At 42.8% G+C, this 14,019-nt stretch carries 12 protein-coding genes and 1 pseudogene; 3 read left to right on the top strand and 10 right to left on the bottom strand.

Annotated elements, in window-relative coordinates:
- Positions 1-194 precede the first annotated feature (194 nt).
- The 5 genes from lysS to xerD all read right to left on the bottom strand — a co-directional run bounded on the left by lysS (position 195) and on the right by xerD (position 6,636).
- Positions 195-1,745, bottom strand: coding sequence for a lysine--tRNA ligase (gene lysS / locus L1D50_RS00580; protein ID WP_099030199.1), 1,551 nt, complete (start codon positions 1,743-1,745; stop codon positions 195-197).
- A gap of 27 nt (positions 1,746-1,772) precedes the next feature.
- Positions 1,773-2,871 (bottom strand): peptide chain release factor 2 gene (gene prfB / locus L1D50_RS00575; protein ID WP_100053028.1). Its coding sequence is split into 2 segments (ribosomal slippage): positions 1,773-2,795 and positions 2,797-2,871, totalling 1,098 coding nucleotides; the frame shifts between segments, so codons are not numbered across the junction.
- Between the two features lie 169 nt (positions 2,872-3,040).
- Positions 3,041-4,774, bottom strand: coding sequence for a single-stranded-DNA-specific exonuclease RecJ (recJ, locus tag L1D50_RS00570; protein ID WP_239965292.1), 1,734 nt, complete (start codon positions 4,772-4,774; stop codon positions 3,041-3,043).
- A gap of 102 nt (positions 4,775-4,876) precedes the next feature.
- A complete protein-coding gene (gene dsbC, locus L1D50_RS00565) occupies positions 4,877-5,614 on the bottom strand; it encodes a bifunctional protein-disulfide isomerase/oxidoreductase DsbC (protein ID WP_128725894.1) in 738 nt (245 codons plus the stop codon).
- 98 nt (positions 5,615-5,712) lie between these two features.
- A complete protein-coding gene (xerD, locus tag L1D50_RS00560) occupies positions 5,713-6,636 on the bottom strand; it encodes a site-specific tyrosine recombinase XerD (protein ID WP_128725895.1) in 924 nt (307 codons plus the stop codon).
- Positions 6,637-6,716: 80 nt separating this feature from the next.
- On the opposite strand from xerD, the gene fldB reads away from it, so the two are divergent.
- On the top strand, positions 6,717-7,241 hold the full coding sequence (gene fldB, locus L1D50_RS00555) for a flavodoxin FldB (RefSeq protein WP_128725896.1): 525 nt from the start codon (positions 6,717-6,719) through the stop codon (positions 7,239-7,241).
- A 103-nt stretch (positions 7,242-7,344) separates the two neighbouring features.
- On the opposite strand, the gene L1D50_RS00550 is transcribed toward fldB, so the two are convergent.
- On the bottom strand, positions 7,345-8,046 hold the full coding sequence (locus L1D50_RS00550) for a methyltransferase (protein WP_128725897.1): 702 nt from the start codon (positions 8,044-8,046) through the stop codon (positions 7,345-7,347).
- A 67-nt stretch (positions 8,047-8,113) separates the two neighbouring features.
- Between L1D50_RS00550 and srmB the strand changes: the two genes are divergently transcribed.
- Complete coding sequence (gene srmB, locus L1D50_RS00545) at positions 8,114-9,340, top strand: ATP-dependent RNA helicase SrmB (protein WP_138523280.1); 1,227 nt, start codon at positions 8,114-8,116, stop codon at positions 9,338-9,340.
- A gap of 366 nt (positions 9,341-9,706) precedes the next feature.
- Here the strand turns inward: srmB and L1D50_RS00540 are convergent, their stop codons facing one another.
- From L1D50_RS00540 to L1D50_RS00530, 3 genes are all read right to left on the bottom strand, one after another.
- Positions 9,707-10,177 carry a hypothetical protein gene (locus L1D50_RS00540; RefSeq protein ID WP_239965291.1) on the bottom strand — a complete coding sequence of 157 codons (471 nt, stop codon included), beginning with the start codon at positions 10,175-10,177 and terminating at the stop codon, positions 9,707-9,709.
- Between the two features lie 125 nt (positions 10,178-10,302).
- Positions 10,303-11,226, bottom strand: a complete 924-nt coding sequence (locus L1D50_RS00535; RefSeq protein ID WP_235956570.1) for an HNH endonuclease signature motif containing protein — start codon at positions 11,224-11,226, stop codon at positions 10,303-10,305.
- Between the two features lie 55 nt (positions 11,227-11,281).
- Positions 11,282-11,863 carry a class I SAM-dependent methyltransferase gene (locus L1D50_RS00530; RefSeq protein WP_128725900.1) on the bottom strand — a complete coding sequence of 194 codons (582 nt, stop codon included), beginning with the start codon at positions 11,861-11,863 and terminating at the stop codon, positions 11,282-11,284.
- 186 nt (positions 11,864-12,049) lie between these two features.
- Here L1D50_RS00530 and L1D50_RS00525 point away from each other — a divergent pair.
- Positions 12,050-12,940 (top strand): annotated as a pseudogene (locus L1D50_RS00525) (transposase).
- Positions 12,941-13,177: 237 nt separating this feature from the next.
- Here L1D50_RS00525 and L1D50_RS00520 read toward each other — a convergent pair.
- A partial coding sequence (locus L1D50_RS00520) for a DUF3859 domain-containing protein (protein ID WP_275660126.1) occupies positions 13,178-14,019 on the bottom strand: 842 nt, incomplete at its 5' end.

Below are 14,019 nucleotides of genomic sequence, written 5' to 3'. Positions count from 1 at the left end.
TTGAAAAAGACTAGTTAGGAAATTGGGATAATCTAGTTTCAAAAGAGAAACAACTTTTATTATGAATAGGCGTTGGCAATAAGGACATAATAAATCTAAGTATTTAGAGATACTGTGAGATTTATCTTACGAAAATAACAGAAAAGCGCCATAAGGCGCTTTTCTAGATGTACGTTCAGATTACGTGAAAATACTTACTGTTCAGCTTGCACTTCAGGACGCATATGCGGGAACAAGATAACGTCTTTAATAGTCGGTGAGTCCGTGAACAACATCACAAGGCGATCGATACCAATCCCCTCACCCGCTGTTGGTGGTAAACCATGCTCTAGCGCACGGATATAATCCGCATCGTAGTGCATTGCTTCATCGTCACCTGCATCTTTTTCTTCCACTTGGCGAGCAAAGCGCGCAGCTTGGTCTTCAGCGTCATTAAGCTCAGAGAAACCATTTGCAAGCTCACGGCCACCAACAAAGAACTCGAAGCGGTCAGTGATAAATGGGTTTTCATCGTTACGACGCGCAAGCGGTGACACTTCCCAAGGATATTCAGTAATGAACGTCGGTTGGATAAGTCTGTGTTCAGCGACTTCTTCGAAGATTTCACATAAGAACTTACCAGGGCCCCATACACAGTTTTCAGGGATCTTAACGTGAACTTTCTTAGCGTATGCTTTTAGTGCTTCAAAATGGTTTTCTGGATCTTTGAAGATTTCAGCTTGTGCTTCAGCATCTGGGCCATATTGTAAAATAGCATCAGCCATAGACAAACGCTGGAACGCACTACCAAAGTCATACTCAATCGTCTCTGTCACTTCGCCTTCAGCATTCTTCACAGTATTAACAACCGTAGTAGTGCCTAACACGTCTTGTGCCACGGTGCGTAACATGTCTTCAGTCAAGTTCATCAAATCATTGTAATCTGCATATGCTTGATAGAACTCAATCATAGTGAATTCTGGATTATGGCGTGTAGATAAACCTTCGTTACGGAAGTTACGGTTGATTTCGAATACACGCTCAAAACCACCAACCACTAGACGCTTAAGGTATAACTCAGGCGCGATACGTAGATACATATCGATATCGAGTGCATTGTGATGCGTTACAAATGGACGTGCAGAGGCACCACCAGGAATAACCTGTAGCATCGGCGTTTCCACTTCCATAAAGTCACGCTCGGCTAAGAAACGGCGAATACCTTCAATCACTTTTGAACGAATACGGAATGTTTCGCGCGTATCCATGTTAGTGATCAAATCAACATAACGCTGACGGTATTTTGCTTCTTGGTCAGTCAGACCGTGGAACTTTTCAGGTAGTGGACGTAGCGACTTAGTCAGTAGTTCATACTCAACCATGTCGACGTATAAATCGCCTTTACCTGATTTATGAAGCGGACCTTTAACACCAACGATATCGCCGATATCTAATTGACCATACTTCTCTTTTAGATCTTTTTGTACGTCTTTTGAAGCATAAGCCTGAATACGACCTTTCATGTCTTGCAGCACTAAGAAAGGACCACGTTTCGCAAGCAAACGACCCGCAACAGAAACATGATGATCAAGTTCTACCAGCTCTTCTTTCGATTTATCACCAAACTTAGCTTGTAGATCTTGTGTGTAGTCTTCGCGGCGGAATGAGTTCGGGTGGCCATTCGCAGGGCAATTTTCCCGGATCGCATCTAGCTTGCCACGACGCTCAGCAATAAGTTTATTTTCGTCTTGATTGTGATCTGTCATTGTTTAGCTCTTAGTTTAGCTTGTGGATTAAAGGCCTGATTTCAGGCTTGCTTCGATAAATTTGTCTAAATCGCCGTCTAGTACGGCTTGGGTATTGCGATTTTCAATACCTGTACGCAAATCTTTAATACGTGAATCATCTAGCACGTATGAACGGATTTGGCTGCCCCAGCCGATGTCAGATTTTGCATCTTCTTGGGCTTGCTTTTCAGCGTTTTGCTTTTGCAGTTCAAGTTCAAACAATTTCGCCTTTAACTGCTTCATCGCTTGATCTTTGTTCTTGTGCTGCGAACGGTCATTCTGACACTGCACTACTGTATTGGTTGGTAAATGGGTAATACGTACCGCTGATTCTGTACGGTTAACGTGCTGACCACCCGCGCCCGATGCACGATATACATCGATACGAAGATCTGCAGGATTAATATCGATTTCGATATTGTCGTCAATTTCTGGGTAAACGAATACAGAAGCAAACGAAGTATGACGACGGCCGCCTGAATCAAAAGGACTCTTACGTACTAAGCGGTGTACGCCCGTTTCTGTACGAAGCCAACCATAAGCATATTCGCCCGTGACTTTAACTGTTGCGCCCTTAATACCAGCAACATCGCCATCGGTCGCTTCAACGATTTCGGCTTTAAAACCTTTCGCCTCAGCCCAGCGCAAGTACATACGCAGCAACATGTTACACCAGTCTTGAGCTTCAGTACCGCCAGAACCTGACTGCAAGTCGATGTAAGCATCGTTGGCATCTTGCTCGCCCGAGAACATACGACGAAACTCTAGTTTTTCCAGCTGCTCAACAAGACCGTTGACCTCTTGCTCTGCTTCAGTGAAGGTTTCTTCATCTTCGGCTTCTACGGCAAGCTCAACCAGACCTTCCGCATCATCGGCACCAGCCACAAGATTGTCGATGGTTTCAACAATCACTTCTAAATTCGATTTTTCTTTGCCCAGTGCTTGGGCTCTTTCCGGCTCATTCCATACAGCAGGATCTTCTAATTCGGCATTAACTTCTTCTAAACGCTCTTGCTTTAGAGCGTAGTCAAAGATACCCCCTAAGAAGCTCTGTACGTTCGCGAATTTCCTTGATTTGATTAATCACAGGATTCACTTCAAACATTTACCTTTACTCCAGAACTAAATTTGTCGGTTTGCGAATTCACACAAACAGGTCTGACAACGGGTCAGACCATAGATTTAAGCGACCAATAGTATCAAATAATAACCGCGCTTAGCATCCCTTAAAGTGAGAATTTTGGGAGTTTTTTAACAAACTCAGTCGCACATCTCTATTTATTCGGCTGCGCCTGAAGTTCACGCACAATGAGCTGCAAATTATATTTACCACGAAACTCATTAATATCTAATTGATAAGCAAACAACGCATGGGTTGCCTGGAGATTAGGCCAAGCCCGAACGTCAACGTTAAACGCTATCGCATCAACCAATCGGCCCGAGCGATGCTTAAGCACAAGTTTTAGATGTTTGTCGCCAACAATACGTTGCTGCACCAACTCAAATACATCCTGAAATACCGGCTCACTAAATTGCTGCCCCCACGGACCTGCCTGCTGTAGTTCAAAAGCAAAATCCATGGTGAAGCAATCGCCCGGCAGTTCACCGTCCGTCAACAGAATACTTTGCTTTGCTTCTTCACTCAGCGTCGCACTGACGTTTTGTTCAAATATCTGTTTAAACCGCGCAAATTCAGACTCTAAAATGGTCAGTCCTGCTGCCATCGCATGACCACCGAATTTTACAATTAATTCTGGATGCTGAGTGTTTATAGATTCTAAGAGGTCGCGCATGTGTAGACCTTCAATAGAACGACATGAGCCCTTGATCTCGCCGTTGTCGCCTTGTGCAAAAATAATACACGGGCGGTGATATTTTTCTTTTAAGCGTCCCGCTAGAATACCTATCACGCCTTGATGCCAATCATCTTGATACAAACACAAGGCATCTGGTACTTCTTGGCTTTTAAGTACCAAGCGCTCCAATACGGCTTGTGCTTCTTGCTGCATACTTTGCTCAATCTCTCGTCGCTCTATATTTAGACTATCGAGCTCAGACGCAATACGGCGAGCTTGGTTAATGTCTTTCGATAACAAGCAAGCAATACCTAAACTCATATCGTCAAGACGCCCCGCGGCATTGAGTCTTGGCGCTAACGCAAAGCCAAAATCACTGGCACTTAATCTTGCATTATTACGGTTAGAAACCTCGATAAGCGCTTGGATCCCTGGTCGCGTTTGACCACTGCGGATCCGCGCGAGCCCCTGGTGTACCAAAGTGCGGTTATTCGCATCCAAAGCCACAACGTCAGCCACGGTCCCTAGGGCAACAATATCTAATAATGCCGCCAAATTTGGCATCGCGATATTTTGCTCCACAAAATAATTTTGTGCCCGTAAATAATGCCTCAGCGCTATCAGCAGATAAAAGGCAACCCCAACGCCCGCGATAGACTTAGACGGGAAATCGCAGTCAACACGATTTGGATTAACAATCGCATCGGCACACGGCAACTCATCGCCTTGTAAATGGTGATCGGTAACAATCACCTTTATACCCGCTTGCTTCACGATTTCGACACCGCGAATGCAGGAAATACCGTTATCTACGGTGATCACCAAATCAGGCTTTATGGCGACGATTTGCTCGGCCAATGCTGGGCTTAGGCCATACCCCAAGCTAAATCTATCCGGCACGAGGTAATCCACACGCTGAAAACCAAACTGAGGCAACCCCTCCATTAACACGGCAGTGCTCGTTGCGCCATCAGCGTCAAAGTCACCAACAATCAACACTTGTTGTTGCAAAGAAAGTGCTTCAGCCAGAATTTGGCTTGCAAGCTCGATGTCTTTAAATAATTTAAAATCGTGTAAAGTTGCGGCGCTATTGTCTAGTTCAACAACCGACTTAACCCCTCTGGCAGCATAAAGCTGCTTGATCACGGGATGCAGGGAAGCCGGTAAATGGCTGTCATCAACTCGCTCTCTTGGTTTAATTTCTGTATGCATACTTTTTCACAAAACAAAAAAGGCCAAAATGGCCTTTTATATTCTTTAATCTTGCTATCTTATCGAGTTCTCAACACGAACTCCATCAACAAGCGTGAGTCATTATGACTTAGGGCTATTTGCGTCTAGCATTTGTGCAATAGCTGCTGCAGGTTGATAACCCGGGATCATTGAACCATCTTCAAGAATGATCGCAGGCGTTCCTGAAATACCAAAACTTTGCCCAAGCTGATAGTGTTCTGCAATTGGTGCATGACAGCTTTCGACTGTTTTCACTTCACCGCCAGCTTTCGCCTCAGTAAGTGCAGCCGCGGCGTCTTTTGCACACCATACGTTTTTCAAATCTTCATAGCCTGAGCCACGTAAGCCACCACGCGGGAAAGCTAGGTATTTCACGGTAATACCCGCCGCTAAGTAATCTTCTAGTTCACGGTGAAGTTTGCGGCAGTAGCCACAAGTAATATCTGTGAATACCGTAATTTGATGTTTTTCATTTTCCGCTTTATAGACGATCATGGAGTCTTCGTACTCAGCAATACCTTTCTGGCGTACATCGCTCAACGCGTCTTCAGTGATATTACGGCGGTTATCAAGATCAATCATAGTGCCCTGAATCAGGTATTTACCATCAGCACTTGAATAAAGTACCCCTTTATCTGTGATCACTGTTTTTAAGCCAGCAAGCGGACTATCTTTGATTTGCTTAACCGTTATACCTAGTCCGCTAAATTGCGTCGTAATTGGGTCTACTTGTGCCGTTGGTGCGACAGGACCCTCAACTTGTTCAGCGAAAGCGCCAAAGCTCAATGCCAGTGAAGCGGCAACAATTAATTTTTTCATTATGTTCTCTCTAAACCTGTTATTTGAGGGGAGCACTCGCCCCTTTGTGTTACCCACTAAGACCGGAATAACCATAAATAATTCCCAAGCAACACAAATTAAGCTCTTGGGTGATGCTGCTGATGCAACGTCTTTAAACGTTCACTAGCAACATGTGTATAAATTTGAGTCGTCGACAAGTCGCTATGGCCAAGCATCATCTGTACAACTCGCAAGTCAGCGCCATGATTCAATAAATGTGTTGCAAAAGCATGACGTAACGTATGTGGCGATAACGGCGACTTTACGTCTGCCAAAATAGCATAGTGTTTTATCCGATGCCAAAAAGTTTGTCGTGTCATACCTATACCGCGCTTGGATGGAAAGACAAAATCGGTAGCATGCTTGATCATTAAGCCCCGCCCTTTTTTGAGAAATTGTTCAATCCAATGCAATGCTTCTTCACCCATCGGCACTAAGCGTTCTTTGCCGCCCTTACCACGCACAAGTACAACAGCTTGTCTCATATTGACTTGTTCCATTCTTAGCCCAACCAACTCAGTCACGCGCAATCCTGTAGCATACAAGAGTTCAAGCATAGCCTTATCTCTCAGTCCCATCGGGTCATCACAATCAGGGGCATTGAGCAAGGCTTCAACTTCCTGCTCTGACAGGGTTTTTGGCAACGACTGTGTTGTTTTAGGTTGCGCAATAGTATCCAGCGGCGATTGCGCGATTTGTTTTTCTCGCAGCCAATATAAATAAAATCTCTTCAATGCACTGATAGCTCGCGCGTTACTCTTTGCTTTTAAGCCCTTGTCTATTCTGTGTGCCAAATAAGCCTCAACGTCCTGACTTGTGATCTCCAGTAAAGAAGACACAGAGGTTTCTGCTTTTATAAATAAGAGAAACTTTTCAAGGTCGCTACGATAGGCTGCAATAGTATTTTCACTGAGCCCTTGCTCCAAAAATAGCGCATCTAAAAAGGCTTCTATATATTGTGGATCGGACAGTGTATGGGAAGTTGCTTGGTGTTCGCTCACAGAGTACCTGTATTAATTATTAACGTCATGATGTAGACTTGCCACCTATAATACCAGTCAAATTGAAAGTGATAAATACAATGCAAATTGGGTTATTTTACGGCTCGACAACATGTTACACAGAAATGGCCGCAGAAAAGATTCAAGAAATCATCGGCAAAGACACAATTACCTTATTTAATATTAAGGACGAGCCGCTAAAACAAGCAGAGCAGTTTGACTTCCTCATTTTTGGTATTTCCACATGGGACTTCGGCGAACTTCAAGAAGACTGGGAGTCTCATTGGGACGATATCGACAGTGTTGACCTTAGCAACAAAGTGATAGCGCTATTCGGCATGGGTGACCAACAAGGCTATGGTGAATGGTTTCAAGATGCACTAGGCATGCTACATGAAAAAATTGCCCCACAAGGCGTCACCTTTTTAGGTTACTGGCCAAATTCAGACGAGTATGAATTTGAAGCGTCAAAAGCACTTACCGAAGATAAAAGTCAGTTTGTTGGTCTGGCACTAGATGAAGACAGTCAATACGATAAAAGCGACGAACGTATCGCAACTTGGATAGAGCAAATCATGACGGAATATACTGAGTTAGCGCTTTAACCTTTCGATGAGTTAGCACACTCCCAATTGCATTAACTCTGAAACCTATTTGAAAGTTGGAATAGTTCATTTACGTAATGCAATTGGTGTAACGCATTGGCATCTACATTTTTAAATAAAACGCATGGCATAATCTAACATACTCTTTCGTATATTGATTATTTGAGTCATAAATCACCAATACCTCTTCACTGACGCTTTCATAACGCGCTTTGCCTAGCAACATCAAGCGCCTTGAAGGTACTTTATTAGGTGTTGTGTGAATAATACAACTAGCTGCAAGCCCCAGATTTCTTTTTTCTAATAGCTGCTGAAATAGCAAGCTCTCTTCATAGGGTAAAATTACCGCAAGTTGCCCAGCATCCGTCGTAAACTTTTCGAAGGCATCAAGCAAAGCATCAAAACTTAGGCTGTCCGTGTGTCTCGCTCTATTTCTCGCTTGATTTTCTCCTTTCAAACTCGCGTTGAAGTAAGGTGGGTTTGATACCATGAGGTCAAAGCGCAGCTCGCTATCAAACTCTTGTATTGCACAGCGATGTAGCTCAATATCAGGCCACGGGCTGTGCTTGATATTAAATTCTGCATCCTTTAACGCAGCGTCATCAAGCTCAACTGCATGAACTTTGCTAATTGGACTCCGCTGTTTACACATCAATGCGATAAGTCCAGTTCCCGTTCCGACATCAATAATCCGGTTGGCTTCAGCGAGTGGAACCCACGCGCCAAGCAAAATACCATCAGTTGAAACCTTCATTGCCGCATGATGCTGAGTCACCGAAAATTGTTTAAATGCAAACTGAGACATCCTATACCTTTGAGAAAATGCAATAGCAACGTATAATTCCGCTATTGTCCTTTATTTGTGATGCAATATGCAATTTACTGAATTTGATTTAGACAGCAAGCTGATTAGTGCGATTAAAAAAATGGGGTTCGATACTCCCACCAGCATTCAACAGATGGCTATTCCTGAAGCGCTAATTGGCCGAGATATTCTCGCCAGCGCACCAACCGGTACGGGTAAAACCGCTGCATTCTTGATCCCTGCGATTCAGTATTTGCTTGATTTCCCTCGCAAAGAGCCCGGCTTTGCCCGCGTACTTATCATGACGCCAACGCGTGAACTTGCCTATCAAATACACGAGCAATGTGAACTCCTTGCCGCAGGTGTTAACCTTAAAATAGGTGTGGTAACTGGCGGTATTAATTACGGCAGTCACAAAGAAATCTTCGAAAAGAACAATGATATCCTCATCGCAACGCCTGGTCGTTTGATGGAATATCTTGAAACCGAGAACTTCCACGCAGAAAACGTTGAGCTACTGATCTTAGATGAAGCGGATCGCATGCTAGACATGGGCTTTCGAAAAGAAATGCTACGTATTTGCTCTGAAGCGGTTAACCGTCGTCAGTGCTTTTTGTTCTCTGCAACCCTTGAGGGCGAAAGCGTTGAGAAGTTTGCTGAACGTATATTACAAGACCCAGCACTACTTGAAGCCACGCCATCACGAAAAGAAAAAGGTAAAATCCATCAGTGGGTTCATCTCGCAGATAACTACGAGCACAAGGTTAACCTATTAGCGCAGTTGCTCGATGATGAAGAAGTCACTAAAGCCGTTGTGTTTGTTAAAACCCGCGAAAGACTTGAAACACTGGTGGGCGAGCTATTTGCAAAAGGCATTAAAACCACCTGGCTACGTGGTGAAATGCCACAAGACAAACGCATGGCTGCGATGGCAAGTTTTCACAGTGGCAAGACCAATATCTTAGTGGCAACAGATGTTGCAGCCCGTGGTATTGACGTTGCTGATATCAGCCACGTATTCAACTTTGATATGCCACGCACTGCGGATATTTATGTACACCGTATCGGGCGTACTGGCCGCGCTGGTAAAAAAGGCACTGCGGTTTCTTTGGTTGAAGCTCACGATGTTGAGGTTTTAGGAAAGGTTGAGCGTTACACCGACCAAAAACTTAAGCGCCGTGTAATTAAAGGTCTTGAACCTAAACATAAAGAAGCAAAAGCACCGAAGAAGAAAAAAGACCCGGTGAAAATCAAGGCGAAAAAGAAAGCCGCCAAGGTTAAAAAGAAAAAATAACCCAAAAAACCAGCGTCAATACGCTGGTTTTTTTTATGCTAATTTGGGCAAGAGCTAATGTGAGTAAACCTTAACTTGCTCTGTTAGATTTGACTGGTAGAACTTAGTTAAATCTAACGTCGTATATGTGCCAATAGCGAGCGGTGGTAACGCCGCATTAAGTATTTACTTCACTTTCTCAGCTTCGATATTAATAGTGATGGGTGTGACTTATTTTTATCCTCATTTTTATCTCTGGCATACTCCAATGGTGGTTGGTCGTCGAACAACATAACAAGTTTAGTTTTTAACACTTTGCTATTAGTGAGGTTTTCAATCTATTTTATCAGAAGCTGTTTTTTGTTTAACGGCCTTGCTATAAGTACGTTATTTTCTAGCTTTACCAGCTTCTAAAATTGGGAGTCCAGCTTCTGTTGGTATATAAATGCGCTCTCCTTTACCATCTTGTAGCCCTTTTATCCAAACGTAACGCAGATAAGCTTCGTTGCCTTTAAGCGACTCACCAATAATTTTATTAGCTTCAGCGGCAGCCTTTGCACGTTCGATATCAGCCTGGCCTTCAGCTTTAGCTTGGACGATTTTCGCCTCACCTTCTGCTTGAGCTAAAGTGACTCGCGCTTTAGCTTGCATCAAAGCTGCCTGCTCTCTCGCTTTGGCTTCTTCAATTAGAATTTGCTTACTCCACTCAGCTTCTTTCAGAGCAGCGATACCATTCATTTCTAGTTTATAAACTTTGTACTTTGGCCATGCCCAGAGCGCTAGGACAATTAGAATTACAAAAAATAACACCGAAGCAACAAGGCCGCCAGAAGCAATTGCATTTCTATTTGGGTGCACGATTTCTCCTAGTACTTATAACGCTTGTCGTAAACGACACAAAATAGCAGGCTAAAATTAGCAACTAAGGGATGCAAGCCTGCTGTTTTGCATCTCTTGTTTAAAGCGTTCGTGTTATTACGGTATTATTTCGATTCTACAGCTAGTTTTAATTTTCTAATATCGTCAGGAAAAGCAACCAAGTGCATTTTTCGATGACAGTTAGGGCAAAGAGCAACTACATTGTCGACAGTATCTAATCCCCCCTTTGACAGCCATTTTATATGGTGAACTTCAAGGAACCAGCGGCCCATTTTTGATTTAAATGGTCCTTTTTGATTACACAAATCACAATAACCACCGGCACGCCTGAGAGCAAACTCTTTAACATACTCACTACGTTCATAAGTAGTGCTTGCTGTCTTTGCTCGCTTGGGTGTTTTTCTCTTTGGGTTTTCGTTGAGAATGCGATTTAATAAGTCATCGTCTGTAAGGAAAGTAGCTTCTGTAAGCTCTCCAGACCTAATTGCTTCTTTAAAGCTGGCAATTATTTGTAAAAACTTATATAGATTCGTGATAAAATTCTCGTCTTCAACAAAGCCAACCATTATGGCTTTATCCACATCCACACCTGTCATTACTTCAGTTAATTCATAAGATGAGCATTTTAGAAAAGCCTGTTTACCTACCCCTTTACACCCTCCACCAAGACCTCCTCTATGAAAAAGAGCCACCTTTCCATTCTCACTCTTTGCAAAAAAACCAGCTACTTTTCGATTAACTCTGTTCGTAGGGATGTTTATCTCGACTACTATATTATTAGATTTTTTATCACTTAAACTTTCCGTAAGTCCAAAACCATTCCAATACCGAGGAGACTTCTCCTCACCATCTATTTCGTAATGTAAAAACCAAAAATCATTATTGTAATGTATCTCTTTGTCTTTCCAACTCCCCCCGGGAAAACCGATATTAAAGCGCCCTTTGTTCGAAAGACTGTTCTTTAATACTCTTTCAAGAAGTAATTGACATTCCTTGATTTCGGCCAAATCTGTTACTGTTTTAAACAACTTATGTACTCCCTTAAAAATAGCGTTCTAACGCAGCAGATCGGGTATGAACTTGCTATGCATTGCATGCTATTCCCATTAATACATGCATAGTGCCTTTTTCACTTGCTAACGAAAACTCTTCGGTAACACGTACAAGTGAAAGACCTACATTTGTATAGGCACTTTTTATCATGTCTTCGGTAAAGCCAAAATCACCATCTTCATTGGCTCGTTTCCAATCCCACTGGACAAATGTCCCTCCTTCTTTTAGAAGAAGCTTAAGCTCAGACAACGTTTTCTCATAATCTGGAACAAAAGCACAAACGGATGACGCAATAATTAAATCAAAACCGGGCTCAAAAATAGGATGGTTGATTGAGTCTCTTGAAATTTCGCACGATAGTGAGTTTACATTATGAATATTCTTGTTCTTTAAAACTTCAATCATTTTCGGTGAGGGATCAATAGCAACAACTGAAGATGCGACACGAGCTACTTTTTCAGTTAGTTGCCCTGTTCCACAACCAAAATCTAAAACATTTTTGCCTTCCAGACTTGTAAATTTAGTTAACGAGTCAAAAGCTTTTTTTGAATATTCGACCACATCTGGATCTGTATCCCAGTCATCAGCATAATCATCCCAACTATCACTCATTATATTCTCCTGTATTCCAAATGATTCACGGCTGCATAAGCCGTTGCAACTAGCCAAAACTAGTTGGCTAAAATTTTGTGGGGCACGAACAAAGCCAACAACAATTACCTCCCCCCCTAACTTGTACCTTCCTCAGATACCGCCTAAGCGTTAATCCCGCTCTCAAAGGATTGAGGAAACCAAACTATGGCAACAGCCCGTAAAAAACAAATCAGTTTAACTAACATCAAATATTATCACTGTATCTCCCGCTGCGTAAGACGCGTATTTTTATGTGGTAAAGATAAATTTACCGGAAAATCATACGAACACCGCCGGGATCGGGTTGAAGAAAAGCGCCTGATGTTTGGCTCCGTTTTTTATTGATGTCTGTGCTTATGCCGCGATGAGTAATCATTCACATTGTTTTATACGTTGATGCAAGACAGGCTAAGCGCTTATCGGATAAATCAGTTGTGACACGGTGGCACAAGCTGTTTAAAGGTAATAGGGTAAGCCAAAAATTTACTGAAGGTGAGTCACTCAGCGAATCGGAGCAATTGATACTCAATGAACATGTCGCCAAGTACAGAGAAAGGCTAACTGGTTTTGAGAAGGACAGTTTAAACCCCAGCATTACTAGACGAGGCTGCATTGACTGATTGTCTCGCTGACGTAGACCTAAACCCAATTAGAGCCAACATTGCCGCAACGCCTGAAACCTCAGACTACACCAGCATCAAAAAACGAATCAACCATGCAAAGCTGGGAAAACAATCAAAAAGTCTGTTACGTTTTGCGGGTAGCCCACGAAAACGCATGCCTAAAGGCCTGCCCTTTGAAATTAAATCTTATATTGAATTGGTTGAACTCACAGGCCAATATATTCGCGCCGACAAGCGAGGCTATATCTTTGAGTCTCAACCCATACTCATTCCACTTAATATAGAGCCTGAGAACTGGATAAAACTCACTACGCAGTTTTCTCGGGTATTCCACGGTGCTGTTGGTCGAGAGCGAACAATAACCGCTTACTGCGAAACACTGCAAAAACGACGACGGACAAACCTAACAAACTGCGAGCGGTTGTTGGCTTAGCAGAGCAAGCTTTTCAACTCTAAATTTCTAACTTTTGTGTTTGCAGAGCGTTGTCGTGCGCGATAACCAAGTTTTAGTAAATTGATGCCCATGAGTACCAGTCCTTTATAAATCGCCTTCAAAACTTGATTATGAATAACTTCTAGCTTAGGCAAACCACCCCAACATACAAGTTGGGATGCGTAATTTGGAAGCTGAGGTGGGTGTCCTCGTTAAACTCTATGAACTAAGTCGGGGTTAATTAAACCGATTTACTTCAATACAGCTATCCATATCTTTTAAATCACAACCTTTATGATAAAACGCATCACGTTTTTCAGGAGTCGTTGCCATTTTTGCTGCTTGGCGGCAGCCTGAAATATCACCAAGTTCACAGCTTTTTGCATAGTATAATGCCGCGCCTTCTTTATCTCGTATACGCTCTAGACCACGCCATGCAAAGTTATAACATGCTTGCGCATCATTGTTCGTACAACATGCCGTATTTGCTTGCTGCAAAGCACTTGGAAACTTATCAATTTCGACTTGGCAAACTTGAGTCACTTTTTTCGGCATCTTTGGTGGCACACTTACAAAAAAGTTTTTGGTCGCGATTTCTTTGTGTTGGTAGGTAACAGATATAGTCCATTTGCCGTTAACAAGCTCATTCGGACTTTCAAACTTCCACATCGCAAAATTATCACGACCAAAATATAATGTATCTTTCCATGAAGAGGTTGTTTCTGGTTTTCCATTGATCATGATCTCAGGATGCACAACCGTTACGGTAACTGGTACTTTAACCGCGACATAGCCCGTACTGTTTGGGTTTTCAGTCGTGCTATTTATTAGTTGATTCACTCGATAGCTAAAGCCAAAGAAGTTTCCTAACTCAGCAGGTATGGCAAAGCCTTTTTTGAACTCATACCCTACAAGTTGGTTGTTTTGAAAAAGAGGTTGTGCATGGCCTGACTTTTTAATTTCAGCACTGCCAAGCTCTATTGTATTTTTAACTACTTCTGTGCTTTCAGAGTTAGAAGAGGTTTTACAACCGGAAATAAAAATCGCTAATGTCGCCAAAAGGAGGGAAATGATGGTCT

It is taken from the genome of Pseudoalteromonas sp. Isolate6, from assembly GCF_022398435.1.
GTDB lineage: Bacteria > Pseudomonadota > Gammaproteobacteria > Enterobacterales > Alteromonadaceae > Pseudoalteromonas > Pseudoalteromonas galatheae.
Note: the sequence above shows the minus strand (reverse complement) of the source record. Positions and strands in the feature narration are given on the sequence as shown.